Origin of the sequence: Sedimentitalea sp. (genome assembly GCF_039973035.1) — a bacterium.
Lineage (GTDB): Bacteria > Pseudomonadota > Alphaproteobacteria > Rhodobacterales > Rhodobacteraceae > Sedimentitalea.
Genome location: NZ_JBDWLR010000042.1, coordinates 544,561 through 559,979, shown reverse-complemented (window position 1 = coordinate 559,979; position 15,419 = coordinate 544,561). Strand labels below are relative to the sequence as shown.

18 protein-coding genes, 1 tRNA gene and 1 pseudogene are annotated in these 15,419 nt (G+C 57.0%); 5 read left to right on the top strand and 15 right to left on the bottom strand.

Annotation, left to right across the window (positions count from 1 at the left end):
• Window positions 1-180: pseudogene (locus ABJO75_RS11420) on the top strand (hypothetical protein); the annotation flags it as partial.
• A 39-nt stretch (window positions 181-219) separates the two neighbouring features.
• Here the strand turns inward: ABJO75_RS11420 and ABJO75_RS11415 are convergent.
• The 11 genes from ABJO75_RS11415 to ABJO75_RS11365 all read right to left on the bottom strand — a co-directional run bounded on the left by ABJO75_RS11415 (window position 220) and on the right by ABJO75_RS11365 (window position 8,474).
• Window positions 220-296, bottom strand: a tRNA-Arg gene (locus tag ABJO75_RS11415).
• Window positions 297-479: 183 nt separating this feature from the next.
• The gene (locus ABJO75_RS11410; RefSeq protein WP_348130452.1) at window positions 480-1,700 is read right to left on the bottom strand and encodes a cysteine desulfurase; all 1,221 of its coding nucleotides are present in this window, start codon (window positions 1,698-1,700) and stop codon (window positions 480-482) included.
• Complete coding sequence (locus tag ABJO75_RS11405) at window positions 1,693-2,283, bottom strand: Yip1 family protein (RefSeq protein ID WP_348130450.1); 591 nt, start codon at window positions 2,281-2,283, stop codon at window positions 1,693-1,695. Before ABJO75_RS11405 ends, ABJO75_RS11410 begins: the two co-directional genes overlap by 8 nt.
• Window positions 2,280-2,765: a YIP1 family protein gene (locus ABJO75_RS11400; protein ID WP_348130447.1), complete on the bottom strand. Its 486-nt coding sequence runs from the start codon at window positions 2,763-2,765 to the stop codon at window positions 2,280-2,282. The genes ABJO75_RS11405 and ABJO75_RS11400 overlap by 4 nt, the downstream gene beginning before the upstream one ends.
• Window positions 2,765-4,045, bottom strand: coding sequence for a SufD family Fe-S cluster assembly protein (locus ABJO75_RS11395; protein ID WP_348130444.1), 1,281 nt, complete (start codon window positions 4,043-4,045; stop codon window positions 2,765-2,767). Before ABJO75_RS11395 ends, ABJO75_RS11400 begins: the two co-directional genes overlap by 1 nt.
• On the bottom strand, window positions 4,045-4,800 hold the full coding sequence (gene sufC, locus ABJO75_RS11390; protein ID WP_348130441.1) for a Fe-S cluster assembly ATPase SufC: 756 nt from the start codon (window positions 4,798-4,800) through the stop codon (window positions 4,045-4,047). Before sufC ends, ABJO75_RS11395 begins: the two co-directional genes overlap by 1 nt.
• A gap of 52 nt (window positions 4,801-4,852) precedes the next feature.
• Entirely contained in the window at window positions 4,853-5,167 is a 315-nt protein-coding gene (locus tag ABJO75_RS11385; RefSeq protein WP_348130438.1) for a heavy metal-binding domain-containing protein, read from the bottom strand.
• Complete coding sequence (locus ABJO75_RS11380) at window positions 5,164-5,433, bottom strand: hypothetical protein (RefSeq protein WP_348130435.1); 270 nt, start codon at window positions 5,431-5,433, stop codon at window positions 5,164-5,166. Before ABJO75_RS11380 ends, ABJO75_RS11385 begins: the two co-directional genes overlap by 4 nt.
• 2 nt (window positions 5,434-5,435) lie before the next feature.
• Window positions 5,436-6,959, bottom strand: coding sequence for a Fe-S cluster assembly protein SufB (gene sufB, locus ABJO75_RS11375; RefSeq protein WP_348130433.1), 1,524 nt, complete (start codon window positions 6,957-6,959; stop codon window positions 5,436-5,438).
• A gap of 16 nt (window positions 6,960-6,975) precedes the next feature.
• Window positions 6,976-8,019 (bottom strand): cysteine desulfurase family protein, encoded by a 1,044-nt coding sequence (locus ABJO75_RS11370; protein WP_348130431.1) that lies wholly within the window; start codon window positions 8,017-8,019, stop codon window positions 6,976-6,978.
• Entirely contained in the window at window positions 8,016-8,474 is a 459-nt protein-coding gene (locus ABJO75_RS11365; RefSeq protein ID WP_348130429.1) for an Rrf2 family transcriptional regulator, read from the bottom strand. Before ABJO75_RS11365 ends, ABJO75_RS11370 begins: the two co-directional genes overlap by 4 nt.
• A gap of 181 nt (window positions 8,475-8,655) precedes the next feature.
• On the opposite strand from ABJO75_RS11365, the gene ABJO75_RS11360 reads away from it, so the two are divergent.
• From ABJO75_RS11360 to ABJO75_RS11350, 3 genes are read left to right on the top strand one after another with little or no spacing between them, the layout of a single operon-like run.
• Window positions 8,656-9,309 (top strand): alpha/beta hydrolase, encoded by a 654-nt coding sequence (locus tag ABJO75_RS11360; protein WP_348130427.1) that lies wholly within the window; start codon window positions 8,656-8,658, stop codon window positions 9,307-9,309.
• Between the two features lie 18 nt (window positions 9,310-9,327).
• Window positions 9,328-9,564: a hypothetical protein gene (locus tag ABJO75_RS11355; RefSeq protein WP_348130424.1), complete on the top strand. Its 237-nt coding sequence runs from the start codon at window positions 9,328-9,330 to the stop codon at window positions 9,562-9,564.
• Window positions 9,561-10,148, top strand: a complete 588-nt coding sequence (locus ABJO75_RS11350) for an HD domain-containing protein (RefSeq protein WP_348130421.1) — start codon at window positions 9,561-9,563, stop codon at window positions 10,146-10,148. The genes ABJO75_RS11355 and ABJO75_RS11350 overlap by 4 nt, the downstream gene beginning before the upstream one ends.
• 18 nt (window positions 10,149-10,166) lie before the next feature.
• Here the strand turns inward: ABJO75_RS11350 and ABJO75_RS11345 are convergent, their stop codons facing one another.
• Together ABJO75_RS11345 and ABJO75_RS11340 are read right to left on the bottom strand one after the other, a co-directional pair.
• The gene (locus tag ABJO75_RS11345; protein ID WP_348130419.1) at window positions 10,167-10,583 is read right to left on the bottom strand and encodes a thioesterase family protein; all 417 of its coding nucleotides are present in this window, start codon (window positions 10,581-10,583) and stop codon (window positions 10,167-10,169) included.
• Window positions 10,584-10,898: 315 nt separating this feature from the next.
• Window positions 10,899-11,663, bottom strand: a complete 765-nt coding sequence (locus ABJO75_RS11340; RefSeq protein WP_348130416.1) for a hypothetical protein — start codon at window positions 11,661-11,663, stop codon at window positions 10,899-10,901.
• Window positions 11,664-11,888: 225 nt separating this feature from the next.
• Between ABJO75_RS11340 and ABJO75_RS11335 the strand changes: the two genes are divergently transcribed.
• A complete protein-coding gene (locus tag ABJO75_RS11335; protein WP_348130413.1) occupies window positions 11,889-14,099 on the top strand; it encodes an NADP-dependent isocitrate dehydrogenase in 2,211 nt (736 codons plus the stop codon).
• 83 nt (window positions 14,100-14,182) lie between these two features.
• Here the strand turns inward: ABJO75_RS11335 and ABJO75_RS11330 are convergent, their stop codons facing one another.
• Together ABJO75_RS11330 and ABJO75_RS11325 are read right to left on the bottom strand one after the other, a co-directional pair.
• Window positions 14,183-14,434: a hypothetical protein gene (locus ABJO75_RS11330; RefSeq protein WP_348130410.1), complete on the bottom strand. Its 252-nt coding sequence runs from the start codon at window positions 14,432-14,434 to the stop codon at window positions 14,183-14,185.
• A gap of 32 nt (window positions 14,435-14,466) precedes the next feature.
• Window positions 14,467-14,736, bottom strand: coding sequence for a hypothetical protein (locus ABJO75_RS11325; protein ID WP_348130407.1), 270 nt, complete (start codon window positions 14,734-14,736; stop codon window positions 14,467-14,469).
• Window positions 14,737-15,419 lie beyond the last annotated feature (683 nt).

Below are 15,419 nucleotides of genomic sequence, written 5' to 3'. Positions count from 1 at the left end.
GCCGGGGCGTCGGAGCGCGAGATTATGGCTTGGACGGGTCACACATCGCCGCAAATGGTCCAGATTTACGCAGGTAAGGCGCGGCGCGGCCTTATGGCGGATCAGGGATTTGCCAAGCTGCGGCAGAACGAAACGGGTTCGAAACTTGACGAACCCAACAGTAAAGGTTCGACAATATGAGTGAAAAATATAATGAAATCAACTGCAAGGGGGGTGAAATGGCGGACCCAGTAGGATTCGAACCTACGACCTTCGCCTTCGGAGGGCGACACTCTATCCAGCTGAGCTATGGGTCCGCACTGTTGTTCGGCCAATTGTCGGACCATTGATCGCGGTCTGCCTCAAGGCCGAGGTAATTCCGTTTCGTCTCAGCGCTTCACCCAGCTACATCGCACGAATTGCAACTCAGCAGAGCCAAAGCACCTTTGAGTTCTATATCCCTGCCACTTCTGCCCCGCAATCAGAAATTTCATGCGTCGTCAGGCAAAGAGTTCGTGGGCAAGTTCCAGCGCGTCAACCAGCGTATCCACTTCTTGAACCGTATTGTAGAGACCAAAGGAGGCGCGGCAAGTTGCGGTAAGCCCCAAGTGATCCATCAGCGGACCTGCGCAATGATGCCCTGCCCTGACCGCAACACCGCGCTTGTCCAGAATCGTTGAAATATCATGGGCATGCGCCGCCCCGTCCAGTGTGAAAGAAAAGATCGCCGCCTTGTCGGGGGTCGTTCCCTGCACCTGAAGCCAGTTCAGCCCATCCAACCGTGAGCGGGCATAGTCACGCACGCTATCTTCATGGGCAGCGATGTTGCCCAATCCCAGTTCCATCAAGTATTCCAGAGCGGCCCCAAGACCGATGGTCTGTACGATCCCGGGTGTTCCGGCTTCGAACTTCATCGGTGGATCATTGTAGACGACAGTGTCTTTGCTGACCTCCTTGATCATGTCTCCACCACCCATGAAGGGGCGCATCTCTGCTAGTCGTTCGGACTTGACATAGATGGCGCCAGACCCGGATGGGCCATAGAGCTTGTGCCCGGTGATTGCATAGAAGTCGCAGCCAATGTCCTGTACATTCACAGGCATGTGCACCGCTGCCTGACTGCCATCCACGAGAACCGGTACGCCCAAGGCCTGCGCTTCGCGCGTGATGGTTTTGACGTCAACGCGAGTCCCCAGCACGTTGGAAAGATGCGTGATCGCCACGAGTTTCGTGCGCGGTGTGATGGCATCGATCACGGCCTGTGGATCAAGCGCACCGGTGGCATCGACGTCGACCCATTTCAGTACCACCCCCTGCCGCTCGCGCAGAAAATGCCAGGGGACGATGTTTGCGTGATGCTCCATCACCGACAGAACAATCTCGTCACCGGCCTCAAGGCGCGGCATCGCCCAGCCATAGGCAACCATGTTGATGCCCTCGGTGGTGCCGGAATTCAGCACGATCTCGTCTTCGGACTCCGCGCCAAGGAATCGCGCGATGGTGCCGCGGACCGCTTCGTATTTTTCCGTGGAGAGGTTGGACAGGAAATGCAGCCCTCTGTGAACATTGGAATATTCTTCGGCGTATCCACGTGTCACCGCGTCGATGACCACCTGCGGTTTCTGCGCCGATGCGCCGTTGTCCAGATAGGTCAGCGGCATGCCATTCACTTCACGCGACAAAATCGGAAAGTCGGTGCGGATTTTTTCAACGTCATACATAGGCAGATAGTCCAGAAATTGGCCCCCCGAACAGGGAGATAAGCAAGGTCAGGCCCAGCACGATCGCCGCCATCGAGGCAACCAGAACACCGGCCGATTTGGCCAAGGAATTCAGCCTGTGCGCCTGATCGATAAAGTGAAGCAGAATATACAAACCATAGATCGAAGCGGCAAAGCCCAGCAAGGCCGACAGTACGGGAACCGTCAGGATGAGCACGATAACCAACACCATCAGCGCGACACGCAGCCCCTGAAGCCAGACGATGGTCAGCATGATGTCGTCAAGCGACCCGGTGCCCCCCATGAAACGTCCGGTCCAGAACAGTGCATAGACCGTCAGGACCAGCCCCCCTGCAACCAATACCGTATAAAGCGCGGGTACAAGAATTATTTCAGGCAGTGGCGACGGGCCGGGAACCAGCAGATTGGAGAGCGTAAAGAGCAGACCATTCAGCACCGCAACCAAAGCGAGCCCGGTCCACAGCGCCTCGCGCGGGATATCCATCCCCAACAGAACACGCGATGCCTCTGCTGGCGTCTTGATCGTCAACACCGCAAGATCACGCAGGTTTGATACAGTCATGTCGCTGATCCTTCCGCTTGCAGCAGGCAGGCAATCCAGAACCAGGTGAAGGTGACGAACCAGACAAACCCGACCGCCTGCAACCCCGGTCCCGGACCGATAAACCCGGCAACCAATCCATGCAAGAGCAGCAACGGTGTCGAGGCCAGAAGAGACCAGAACAACGCAAGGCGCGCACCGAACCAGTTCCCCTGCCCGCCGATGAGGCGTGCAATAAGGTGGCTCAGCCCGGCAAGCGCATAGAGCATCAGCGGCGCAATAAAGAGCCAGCCGAGCAAGGCACCGCCCAATAGCATGTTCAACTCCTGACCGGTCAGATGCGACTCGCGCGACAGGCGCGGCATCTGGGCGATAAAGACGATGAAACACGCGCCCATCAGAATGGCCAACGCACGATCTTCGCGCTGCCCCATGGACAGCAATCGTTGCATCACCCGACGCGGGCCCCGATAGGTGGCCGTAATGTCCGACGTCACAGGCATCAGCGGCGGCGTGCCATCCAGTTTTCCAGACGGGTCACGATATCCTCGGCCAGTTCCTTGTCCTCGATTTCGTCCACGGCCTCGGCCAGAAAGGCAAGGGTCAGCAAATCCGTGGCTGCGCTTTCAGGGACACCGCGCGATCGCAGATAGAACAACGCCTCTTCGTCGATGGCTCCGCTCGTCGATCCGTGGGAACAGGCAACGTCATCCGCATAGATTTCCAGCTCAGGCTTGGCGAGAAACTGGCTGTCTCCATCCAGAAGCAGCGATTGGCTGATCTGGTAGCCATCGGTTTTCTGCGCGCCGTCTTTGACAAGGATCTTGCCCTGAAACACCCCGGTCGCACCATTGCGAAGCACTTTCTTGAACACCTGACGGCTTTCGCAATTTACGGCGTCATGGGTAACGAACACCGTGTCGTCGTGATGGAATTCGCCATCCCCGACACAGGCGCCCGCCACATGGGCGATTGCATCGTCACCAGTCAGTTCAATTACGCATTCGTTCCGCGTCAAGACGCCGTTGACGGTCAGCGTAAACGACTTGAACGCCGATTTCTCACCGAGGCGCGCGAACATATGTGTGACGGCCTTGCGCTCGTGATCGCGACCCTGCGCACGTACGTGGTGCAGCGTTCCGCCATCGGCAATGTCGACCTCTGTGCAATGGTTGAACCGCGCGGCGGCCGGGCCGGTCTCCAGAAGCGTGACTTCGGCACCGCTCTCAACGCGCAGCAGGTTGTGCATGATCGCGTCGGAACTCTCTGATTCATGACGATAAATCAGGCTGATCGGTTTGCTTGGTTTGCCCGTGACATGAATGACAAGGCCATCGGTCGCAAACGCCGTGTTCAACGCAGCAAAGGGGCGCTCGACGGGTTTTTGCCCGCGCGCTTCCAATACGCCGTAAAGCGATTTGGCCCAGTGAATGTCCGAGTCTCCGATTTCGGCAAGCCGTTCGATGGTCACATGCTCCAGCGACAGATCGTCTGATGCATCGGCATCAAACACACCATCGACAAACACCACCTTGAGGCTTTCAACATCGTCAAACACCGGGCTATCCCCGGTTTCAAGCAGCGCCGCATGCGGAGCAGCAGGATCTAGCAGCATGTCGGGTCGCGTGTATTTCCAATACTCGTCCCGCCGCTGTGGCAACCCCATAGCCGTCACCCGGCCCAGAGCCTCGCGTCGGCTGCTCTCGACCCAGCCACCGGTTGGCAACACAAGCCCCGCAAGGCGGGCCTCGGTGTCGCTTTGCTTTCGATCAGGCAGGGCCATTACGCCACCTCAGCCAAAATGTCGGTGTAACCGTTATGCTCGACCTCGATCGCAAGCTCGGGACCGCCCGATTTGACGATACGACCGTCCGCCATGATATGTACAACATCAGGTTTGATGTGGTCCAGAAGCCGTTGATAATGTGTAATAACCAAGAAGCCACGGCCTTCGCCACGCAGGGCGTTCACGCCTTCGGCCACCAGCTTCATCGCGTCCACGTCAAGGCCACTGTCTGTTTCGTCCAGAATGCACATTTTCGGCTCGAGCATCGCCATCTGCAGGATCTCGTTGCGCTTTTTCTCACCTCCGGAGAAGCCCACATTCACCGGGCGCTTCAACATCTCGGCATCAATCTTCAAAGCCTTTGCCCGTTCGCGCACCAGCTTGAGGAAATCTGCGGCACTCATCTCGTCTTCGCCCCGCGCCTTGCGCTGCGCGTTCACAGCGGTGCGCAGAAAGGTCATATTGCCGACGCCGGGGATTTCGACAGGGTATTGAAAGGCAAGAAACAGCCCCGCCGCCGCACGTTCTTCTGGCTCAAGCTCCAGCAGGTTCAGATCGCCCAGCATCGCGCTGCCGTCGGTCACCTCATAGCCGTCGCGTCCTGACAGGACATATGACAGAGTCGATTTTCCCGATCCGTTCGGCCCCATGATCGCATGCACCTTGCCAGCCTCTACGGTCAGGTCGACGCCTTTGAGGATTTGCTTATCTTCTTCCTCAAGTTTTACGTGCAGATTCCTGATTTCCAACATTATTCTTTTCCTTGCGTATGCGCGTACCGTCCGGCCGCCATGTTTCCTGACGTCAGCCCAATACCACTGCGGTGCCCGAGGCGGACACCATCAGCATCGACTGGCCGACAACTTCATAATCCAGATCAACACCCACCACGGCGTTTGCACCTTTTTCCGCTGCGCGCTCTTCCAATTCACGCAGCGCGGTGTCGCGGGCATCCTGCAACTTGCTTTCGTAGGCGCCGGAGCGGCCCCCGACGATATCGGTGATCGAGGCAAATACATCGCGCACGACGTTGGCGCCCATGATGGCCTCGCCCACGACAATGCCCTTGTAGTCGGCGATCTGATACCCTTCGACGCTCTGTGTCGTTGTCACGATCATCTTTTCCAATACTCCAAGACTTTTTTGCCCTGATCTGAGATAACCCCCCATAACAGAAGGGAAGGCCCCCCGAAAATCGCCAAGCAAAGCAACCCGGCGACGACACCATTCACGGCAAAAGCCGCAAAAACCACAACCAAGAACAAGACGAAAAGAGGGAAAGCAATACGGCGCAAAACAAAAATGAACGCGACGGCGCGAACGCCTTCTTTCGCGTTGTACTCAAAGGTCCGCACCTCTGCTCTCGTCTTTTCGCCTTCGGCCACTCTTACCCCACCGAGCCCTCAAGCGAAATCGCCACCAGTTGCTGCGCTTCCATCGCGAATTCCATCGGCAGTGCCTGAAGTACGTCCTTACAGAACCCATTCACAACCAGTGCGACGGCTTCTTCTTCGTCCATGCCCCGACTGCGGCAATAGAACAGCTGATCATCGTCCACTTTCGACGTTGTCGCTTCGTGTTCGACGCGGGCAGAATTGTTGCGCACTTCGATGTAGGGCACCGTATGCGCCCCGCATTTGTCGCCAATCAGCAAGCTGTCACATTGGGTATAGTTCCGCGCGTCCTTGGCCTTGGGATGCATTGATACCAGCCCACGATACGTGTTCTGCGCCTTGCCCGCGCTGATCCCTTTGGAGACGATCCGACTCTTGGTGTCCTTGCCCAAGTGGATCATCTTGGTTCCGGTATCGGCCTGCTGCATGTTGTTGGCGATCGCGATGGAGTAGAATTCACCCTGGCTGTCGTCCCCGCGCAGAATGCAGGACGGGTATTTCCATGTCACGGCAGACCCGGTTTCAACCTGAGTCCACATCACCTTGGCCCGGTCGCCACGGCAATCGGCACGTTTGGTTACAAAGTTATAGATGCCGCCCTTGCCGTTCTCATCCCCAGGATACCAGTTCTGCACCGTGGAATATTTCACCTCGGCGTCTTCCTCGATGATGATTTCCACCACGGCGGCATGAAGTTGCGCGATGTCACGCGCGGGGGCTGTGCAACCTTCGAGATAGGACACATAGCTGCCCTTGTCGGCGATGATCAGTGTACGTTCGAACTGACCCGTGTTTTCCGCGTTGATGCGGAAATAGGTCGACAATTCCATAGGGCAGCGCACGCCCGGCGGAACGTAGACGAACGATCCATCCGAGAACACGGCGCTGTTCAAGGTCGCATAGAAATTGTCACTGACCGGCACGACCGATCCGAGGTATTTCTTGACCAGTTCGGGATGCTCGCGGATCGCTTCGGAAATCGAGCAAAAGATCACCCCGGCCTTTCTCAACTCGGCCTGAAAGGTCGTGCCGACCGAAACCGAATCAAACACCGCGTCCACGGCCACCTTGCGGCCTTCGGCAGGTGCGGCTTCGGCACCTTCGACGCCAGCCAGAATCATCTGCTCTTTCAGCGGGATACCCAGTTTCTCATAAGTCGCCAACAGCTTGGGATCGACCTCGTCCAGCGACTTGGGTTTGACCTCCATCGATTTTGGGCGGGCGTAGTAATACTGGTCCTGAAAATCGATCTCGGGATAGTCGACCATCGCCCATGTGGGCTCTTCCTTTTGCAACCACCGTTCGTAGGCTTGCAAACGCCAGTCGGTCATCCATTGCGGCTCTTCGTTCTTTTCCGAGATCAGGCGAACGATATCCGGCGTCAGCCCCTTTGGGGCGTATTCCATCTCGATCTCGGTTTCCCAACCGTATTTATAGGCCCCGCCAACCTCGCGCACGGCATCCACCGTGTCCTGATCGACACCTTCTTTGACTTGTGTCTGGTCCACCATGGTCATGGGCACTCTCCTTCAATCACGCCGCGCGGGCGCGAAATTTCTGTTCTTTGGCCAACCATGCGTCGGCAAAGCGAAGCACGTCGGTTTCTGTTGTCTCCGGCCCCAGCGACACGCGGATCGCACTGGCGGCAGTGATTTCGTCATGTCCCATGGCACCCAGCACCCGGCTCGCCTTGGCCTTGCCGCTGGAACATGCGGACCCGGCACTGATCGCAAAACCGCCCAGATCCATCTGCATGACCTGGGTTTCGCCTTTCCAGCCGGGGCTGGAGAAGCACAATGTGTTCGGAAGTCTCGTCGCGCCTTTTCCGACAAAAGTAGTATTCTTTGCGGCAGCCACAAGAGCGTTTTCTAGAATATTTCTAAATTCCTCGATTCGCTCCCAGACGCCTTCCGCGACATCATGCGCGGCTGCCTCGGCGGCCGCCCCGAACCCGGCGATCCCGATAACGTTTTCAGTACCCGAACGACGCCCCATTTCCTGCCCACCACCACGGATCTGGGCAGCCACTGCAGTGCCGCGGCGAATGACCAATGCTCCGACACCCTTTGGCCCGCCAAGCTTATGTGCCGAGATCAGCGCCATTTGTGCACCCAGATCGTTGAACGCGACCGGAACCTTGCCGAATGCCTGCGTGGCATCCACCACCGCGAGCCCGTTGGGCAAGACCTGCAACACGCCGGTTTCGGAATTCGCGAGTTGCAAAACCGATGACGCAGGATCGGTGACATCGACCTGCCCCGTTGACCCGACCGGCAACGCATCCTTGATCCAGGCAGCAACCGCATCGTGCTCAATGGCTGCGCCAAGCAATCCGCGCCCCCCACAGGCAAGACCCGCGGCCTCGGTTGCCCCAGAAGTAAAGACGATATCGGCCCCTTCGGCACCAAAGGCCGTGGCGACCTGCGCACGCGCACGCTCGATCAACGCCTTGGCTGCACGCCCCTCGGCATGAACGCTTGATGGGTTACCGATCGCATCCATTGCCGAAACCATCGCCGCACGCGCCCCGGGGCGCAGCGGCATGGTGGCGTTGTAGTCGAGATAGGTCCGCGTCATTCGTCGACCACGTCGAACAGGCCGGGTACCGCAGGGCATGGCGCGAGGTCATTGCACACCACATCCGACAGCCGGGTCTGGTGCAGAAACACATAGACATGGGCGCTCATGCTCTCCCAAAGGCGATTGGTCAGAGATTGCGCCCGGCTGCCAGACGACGCACCCGAAACGCCTGCCCCCTTGTGCATGGCATCGACCTTTTCATCCACCGCCGAAAGCACATCGACGACGCGGATCTCCGAGGTTGGCTTGGCCAGTCGGTAGCCGCCGCCCGGCCCGCGCACCGACGAAACCAACTCTGCGCGGCGGAGCTTGACGAACAATTGCTCCAGATACGGGAGTGATATGTTCTGGCGTTGAGAAATGTCGCCCAACGTCACCAACGAGTCTTCGGGTTGCAGTGCGATATCGACCAACGCCGCCATTGCATACCTGCCTTTGGTCGATAGTTTCATGATCGTTCCCCCGAAAGGCTGACATTTGCGCGAAATCATTGACGTTCACGCGCCCAATGCGTATGTGCCCACACACACGAGGCAACGCTCGCGCGCCCAATTAGAACCGTTCTAAGGTAGCTTAGGGAATTCGTCAAGAATTTCGCGGCACCAGAGCAGAAACAGACAGGACTACCGATAAATGCCCGAGGTCATCTTTCCCGGACCCGATGGCCGCCTTGAAGGCCGTTACCACCCCCAAAAGGAAAAGGACGCCCCGATTGCCATCGTGTTGCATCCGCATCCGCAATTTGGCGGAACGATGAACAACAAGGTCGTCTACAACCTGCACTACGCTTTCTACAACATGGGCTTTACGGTCCTGCGGTTCAATTTCCGCGGCGTCGGTCGCAGCCAGGGCGAGTACGATCAAGGCATCGGCGAACTGTCCGACGCGGCCAGCGCGCTCGACTATCTGCAGTCTATGAACAACAATTCCAAGCATTGCTGGGTTGCGGGCTTTTCCTTTGGCGCGTGGATCGGCATGCAATTGCTGATGCGTCGCCCGGAGATCACCGGCTTTATCAGCGTGTCGCCCCCGGCGAACATGTACGATTTCTCGTTCCTTGCGCCCTGCCCGTCCTCTGGCCTGATCATCAACGGCAGCGCGGATCGTGTTGCACCCCCGGCGGACACCGTTTCGTTGGTGAACAAGCTTCACGAGCAAAAGGGAATCACGATCACCCATCAGGAAATCGAGGGGGCTGATCACTTCTTTCAAGAACCTCACATGGACACCATGATCGGCAATGTCAGCGAATACGTAAAGCGTAGGCTGACAGAAACCACACGCTAGACCAGATCGGACCCCGCGATGAGCACGCTAGAATCGCTCGCCTCCAAACTGGCCGATGACACGATCGAGGCCATGAAAATCACCGGCGACGAGCGATTGTTCGTCGAAATCGGAGAATTGATCGGCGCGTCATCGCAAACCTTGGAAGAGGCCTATCTGACCGCGATCCGTGTCCGGCTCGCGGAAAAGGCAGCACGCAAACTTTTGAACGCAAAGATTGCCGCCGCGAAACGCACGGCCTCGTCTTCGGCATGACGGCCCATCTTGATGCCCAAATCGCGTTCCTGCGCGAAGCGGACAAGCTCAAATCCATCCTGCGCGCGTCGAGCCTGATCGACGGGTCGCGGCATGAAAACTCGGCAGAGCACAGCTGGCATATCATGCTCTACGCCCTTGTGCTGTCGGATCACGCCGGACCGGACGTCGACATCAACCGCGTGCTCAAGATGCTGCTGATCCACGACATCGTCGAGATCGATGCAGGAGATGCGCCCATTCACGGCAATGTTGATCATGCCGCAATGGCTGCCAAGGAAGCCGCCGCAGCGGATCGCCTATTTGGCCTATTACCAAGTGATCAGGCCGATGGTTTTCGTGCCCTTTGGGATGAATTCGAAGCGGCCGAAAGCCCGGATGCGATCTTTGCCAAGAGCATCGACCGGCTGCAAACGCCGGTTGCCAACCTCGTTACCGATGGCGGCAGCTGGAAAGACTATGACGTGACACTGGACCAACTGGAAACGCGAGTCGGTGTTCCGGTCAAGCGCGGTTTGCCCGAGGTGTGGGACTGGCTCTTGCCAAAACTGCGTACGTTCTTTGCAAACAGCGCGCGCCCCTGACACCGGGCAACGTTCTCTTCAGGGAGACATGTATCGCGCAAGCGCTTCTCGAAACGGCTCCGGAATATGCGCCGCGCGGCGGGTTTCGAGATCAAGAAGCACTGATTTCCAATGCGAGTCAAATACCGGCGCACCATCCTCGCGCCAGATACGATTGCGAAACGTGGCCGAGCGATTGCTGATTTCGGAAATGTCGGTCTCCACAACAAGCGCTTCGCCTTCCATCACCTCTGATTTGAAATCGCTCTCAGAATGGACCACTGCAAACGAAAGCCTTTGGCCCTCGACAGTATCCCCTGGGTTCCAGCCCATCGCGGTCTGCATGGCAAACCCGTTCTGATTGCAAAGGGCAAAGTACCGCGCCACGTTCATATGCCCCAGAGCGTCGCAATCAGCGGTCCCAATCACCACCCGCGTCCTGTGCGACAATCCCATAGCTTAACCTTTCCAAATCGTAGTATTTCACTTGTTCGTTCGGCAACCGGAAAATGCAGGCTGCCCAGAAGTATGCGAACGGAAGCCTTGAATACAAGAGCGCTGAGCAACCCGAGGACCAGTAACACCCGGTATCGACGTGAGCTTCCAACATCTCGATAACGGGCGTTTATTAGGAGATGAATCATCTAGCCCCTAAGGTATTCCTCCACGCCACCGAATGAATGGCACAATAAAACCTCGGGATCAGACAATTGTCTGAAAAGAATCACCTTGGAAGCTTCATCAAGGTATCCAACGACGCTCCATGTGCGGTCAGAATGTCTTGAGCGTGCTTAGAAGGCACTGAACTTGGTCAGCCGCAGAACTAAGAAAGTCAGATACACTTCTCCCACGGATCACTTCCGGCTCGTTGAACTCCACCTCAAAGGTAGCGCGCGGTTGCTCGGTGAACTCGATGCTTCCTGCGGGTGCGCTGATAAACACACCTTGCTTTCCTTGCTCTACGGCCATGCCGCAATCGGTGAAAGTAACTCCGCCCACTTTCCAAGAAGCGGAAACCCCTGCAAGGCTCGTTGTGATCACCAGCAGCCTATGCTTATCAATATTGCGAAGTTTGTTTAGCACCCAAAAGCAATGTCCAGCCCCGCCGTCAAATGCCTGCACAACATCGGTGAAGTAGTCCTTGACCCGTTGTTCACAATGCCCAAAACACCGACTTGAACTCGCTTGGCCGCGAAAGCCTGCCTCATCGTCGGCGAACGGGAACCCGGTGCCACTCGTCTTGTTGGTTATTGGATAGACCAGCGCAACAGCGGCGTAGTCTAGCGCGCTTCGCAGGTTCCCTATTGCGTCGCCGAGGACAGTATCGATGGTACGGTCTGGCTTATGAAGGGATTCAAAATGAACATTCCACCGCCGTTCGTTATTGTCCTTCTCGAGTCTAAGACGATAAAAATCTGACGACAAATAGGTATCAAGTTGAGCGTCGAGATCAGCGATGTGAAATCGTGCGCGCTCAAGCTTGAGTTGCGCATCCGATAGGTCGATGTTGGCAGTGCTACCTAGGCTCGAAGTCACAATAATGAATCCCGTAGAGAACTAGCATGCGAATGAGGATATTACGTCAAGAAAGAGTCAACGACGTTGGACAGGCGCTACAACCATGCAACCATACACCTTGCCTCGCGACAGACAATCCTCCCTGCGACAAATCGGTATACCATGGCATACAGGACTTTAAGATGTCGTCGGGATCAGTTATAGCGCCCCTAAATTTGACCCAAGGCCCGAAAGGCAGACCCTATGGCAAACCTCTCTGATACCGATATTGTCTATACCACCGTCGACGAAGCGCCGGAACTGGCAAGCGCGTCGCTGCTGCCGATGGTGCGCTTTTTTGCCAAAGCAGCTGACATCAACGTTGATACCCGCGACATCTCGCTCGCGGGCCGGATCATCGCGACGTTTCCGGATTACCTGAGCGACGAGCAGAAACAGGATGATGACCTTGCCGCATTGGGCGAATGGGTCAAGACTCCCGAGGCCAACGTGATCAAGCTGCCGAACATTTCGGCGTCTGTCCCGCAGCTGGTTGCGGCCGTGACCGAGTTGCAATCCAAGGGTTATGCCCTGCCCGACTATCCCGAAGAACCCAAAACCGACGAAGAAAAAGATGTTCGGGCACGCTATGACTCGATCAAGGGTTCGGCCGTGAACCCTGTTCTGCGTGAAGGCAACTCCGACCGCCGCGCAGCCAAGGCTGTCAAGAACTATGCCATGGCCAATCCGCACCGGATGGGCAAGTGGAGCGCCGACAGCAAAACGCATGTGGCGTCGATGGCCGCCGACGATTTTTATGCCAACGAAACCTCCACAACGGTGACCGCAGCACAGGCTGGCGCGGCAAAGATCGTCCTAGCGGGCACAGACGGCAGCGAAACTGTACTGAAGGACGGCGTTCAGCTTGATGAAGGTACCGTGGTTGACGCGACCTTTATGTCCGCCGCCGCATTGCGCAGCTTTCTGAAAGGCGAAGTCGCCAGCATGGAACCGGGCGTTCTGTTTTCCCTGCACATGAAGGCAACGATGATGAAGGTGTCCGACCCGATCATCGTTGGCCACGCTGTCTCCGTCTATCTCGAAGACTTCTTTGCCAAGCACGGCGCCGCGCTCGACGCTCTGGGTGTGAACCCCAATTCCGGCATCGGCGATATCGAAGCGCGCATCGCGGACAACGCAGAACTGAAAGCCGACCTCGCGGCAGCCCTTGCCGCAAAACCGCCGATGTATATGGTCAATTCTGACAAGGGCATCACCAACCTGCACGTCCCGTCTGACGTGATCATCGACGCCTCCATGCCCGCCGTTATCCGCGCAGGTGGCAAGGGATGGGGCCCGGATGGGAACGAAGCCGACACCAAATGCGTGATCCCGGATCGCTGCTATGCAACGGTCTACGATGAAACCATCAACTACTTCAAAGAGACCGGCGCACTGGACGTGACCACATCGGGCACCGTTCAAAACGTTGGCCTAATGGCTCAAAAGGCCGAAGAATACGGCTCGCACCCGACCACGTTCGAAATTCCGGCGGATGGTACCGTGCGCATGATCGCCGCAAATGGCGACGTCCTGCACACGCACGACGTACAGGCCGGTGACATCTGGCGGTCGTCCACTGCCAAGCAAGCACCGATCGAAGACTGGGTGCAACTGGCGATCGAACGTCAGGCGGCAACCGGTGCACAGGCGATTTTCTGGCTGGATGCAAACCGGGCTCACGATGCGGTTCTTATCGAAAAGGTCAAACCGATCCTTGAATCCAAGGGCGTTGCTGACAAGTTTCAGATTCTCGCACCGCGCGAGGCAACACGCCTGTCACTGGAAACCATCCGCAAGGGTGAGGACAGCATCGCGATCACCGGCAACGTGCTGCGTGATTATCTGACGGACCTGTTCCCGATCCTGGAGCTCGGCACGTCTGCCAAGATGCTGTCGATCGTCAAACTGATGCAAGGTGGCGGCTTGTTTGAAACCGGTGCCGGCGGTTCCGCTCCCAAGCACGTGCAGCAGCTCGTCGAGGAAAACCATCTTCGTTGGGACAGCCTGGGCGAATTCTGCGCCCTTGGTGAGAGCATCTCTTTCCTGGCCGAACGCAAGAACAACGCCAAGGCGGCGGTGCTGGGCAAAGCTGTCGATGCCGCGACACAGGGCGTTCTCGATCATGACCACAGCCCCAGCCGCAAGGTGGGCGAGCCGGACAACCGCGACAGCCACTACTGGTTTGCGCGCTATTGGGCCGAAGCCCTTGCAGCACAAACCGAGGATGCGGAACTTGCGGCGCATTTCGCGCCGGTCGCACAGGCGTTGGCTGATGGCGAAGCGGCAATTGTCGCGGAACTCGCCGCAGTTCAGGGCAAACCAGCAGATATCGGCGGCTACTACAAGGCCGTTCCGGAAAAACTGAGCAGCGTGATGCGGCCAAGCGCGACGCTGAACAGCATATTTGGCTGATCCCGAGCAAACCTTGCGCCCGGACCGTTTATCGGTTCGGGCGCAAGAGTGTCACACGATCAGATGACGTTGCGCCAAATGGCTCAAATGCAGGTCACCTCTCCCTCAAAGCCTTGACTACATCCCAGTGAGCCCGGAACGCGCTTGCCATTTAGTTGATTCTGATAGGCCTTGATCTGTCTTTCGCGCATCTCAACCTCGGCGCAAGCCTCCACCGACCCTGCGCTGCATGCCGATTGCAGATCGGCAAGGCTTGATTGTGCATCGTCGCAGGCCACCACAAGCCCAAGCATCAGACACCACATCGTCGGTTTGTGAACCATCATCGCCTCCACGCGTTTGGTTCCCGGGACCGGGCCATCCCAGATCAGATGAACTGGAAACTGACATCGCTTTCATCCAGCATCACGCCCGACAGGATGACATCGACGGTATCCAGCGCCAATGTTGTGTTCCCACCGTTAGAATTCACCGTAAGCTCCACCGCATCCGCACCGCGAAGTTTGATCAGGATGGTGTCGTCTGCAGCGGAAAAGTCGGTGATCGCATCCTGTCCACCATGAACGTTTGTGAACACAAACCTGTAGCGATGCACTCCACCTGTCAACGTATCACTAACCCCGCAGCCTTTCAGCAAGTCCGCCCCCGTTACGCAGCGCAGTATATCTTGGCCGTGAGTTCCAAATTGTCTTCGGAAACGTCCCGCCACACATTTGCATTGGTAGAGAGTGGGAATGGATCATAAATCCCTAAAAATTTCCGCACAACCTTCTAGCGATCATCACTCAGAATCAGACGATTATTGCGCAGATCTGGATTGTCGGTTTCAAATCGTGCTGCGTGTAGGGTGTTTCCATCGGCAAATTGCACCATGTCGTCGATATCGACAACCGAGCGTGCGAAGCGTACCGCCGGTATATTAGACGAAAGCACCCCATTTTGTCTCTGATCTCTATGCCGAGGCCGGAACCTTGAGAATCATCCTGAAACAGTTTGCGCGAAGCCCTACCGTCTTTTGCAGAATCTGAATGTCGATCGGATGACCTAACAGCGTCTCACGGGAAACCTGCACCACATTAATTCCAAAGTTCGTAATCGCGGTTCCATCATGCTGAAGGAACCGAACAAAACATCCTGATCCAGCGGATTATCTCCAAACCAGAAAATATCGGCGAACCATGCGGCAAAGCAGCCTACCGGGCAATGCGATCAGCTTAGGTCGGCTCAACAAGAACACCTCAGACTCGTTGACCGTGTATGAAATGACGGCCAAAGCATAATTTCAACCATGGATTCAACCGCATGGATCGGTCATTGTCA

What these genes read in the sequence shown, in the direction of transcription:
- ABJO75_RS11410 (WP_348130452.1), bottom strand. Translation starts at nt 1,700, where the DNA reads ATGTATGACGTTGAAAAAATCCGCACCGACTTTCCGATTTTGTCGCGT.
- ABJO75_RS11405 (WP_348130450.1), bottom strand. Translation starts at nt 2,283, where the DNA reads ATGACTGTATCAAACCTGCGTGATCTTGCGGTGTTGACGATCAAGACG.
- ABJO75_RS11400 (WP_348130447.1), bottom strand. Translation starts at nt 2,765, where the DNA reads ATGCCTGTGACGTCGGACATTACGGCCACCTATCGGGGCCCGCGTCGG.
- ABJO75_RS11395 (WP_348130444.1), bottom strand. Translation starts at nt 4,045, where the DNA reads ATGGCCCTGCCTGATCGAAAGCAAAGCGACACCGAGGCCCGCCTTGCG.
- sufC (WP_348130441.1), bottom strand. Translation starts at nt 4,800, where the DNA reads ATGTTGGAAATCAGGAATCTGCACGTAAAACTTGAGGAAGAAGATAAG.
- ABJO75_RS11385 (WP_348130438.1), bottom strand. Translation starts at nt 5,167, where the DNA reads ATGATCGTGACAACGACACAGAGCGTCGAAGGGTATCAGATCGCCGAC.
- sufB (WP_348130433.1), bottom strand. Translation starts at nt 6,959, where the DNA reads ATGACCATGGTGGACCAGACACAAGTCAAAGAAGGTGTCGATCAGGAC.
- ABJO75_RS11370 (WP_348130431.1), bottom strand. Translation starts at nt 8,019, where the DNA reads ATGACGCGGACCTATCTCGACTACAACGCCACCATGCCGCTGCGCCCC.
- ABJO75_RS11365 (WP_348130429.1), bottom strand. Translation starts at nt 8,474, where the DNA reads ATGAAACTATCGACCAAAGGCAGGTATGCAATGGCGGCGTTGGTCGAT.
- ABJO75_RS11360 (WP_348130427.1), top strand. Translation starts at nt 8,656, where the DNA reads ATGCCCGAGGTCATCTTTCCCGGACCCGATGGCCGCCTTGAAGGCCGT.
- ABJO75_RS11355 (WP_348130424.1), top strand. Translation starts at nt 9,328, where the DNA reads ATGAGCACGCTAGAATCGCTCGCCTCCAAACTGGCCGATGACACGATC.
- ABJO75_RS11350 (WP_348130421.1), top strand. Translation starts at nt 9,561, where the DNA reads ATGACGGCCCATCTTGATGCCCAAATCGCGTTCCTGCGCGAAGCGGAC.
- ABJO75_RS11345 (WP_348130419.1), bottom strand. Translation starts at nt 10,583, where the DNA reads ATGGGATTGTCGCACAGGACGCGGGTGGTGATTGGGACCGCTGATTGC.
- ABJO75_RS11335 (WP_348130413.1), top strand. Translation starts at nt 11,889, where the DNA reads ATGGCAAACCTCTCTGATACCGATATTGTCTATACCACCGTCGACGAA.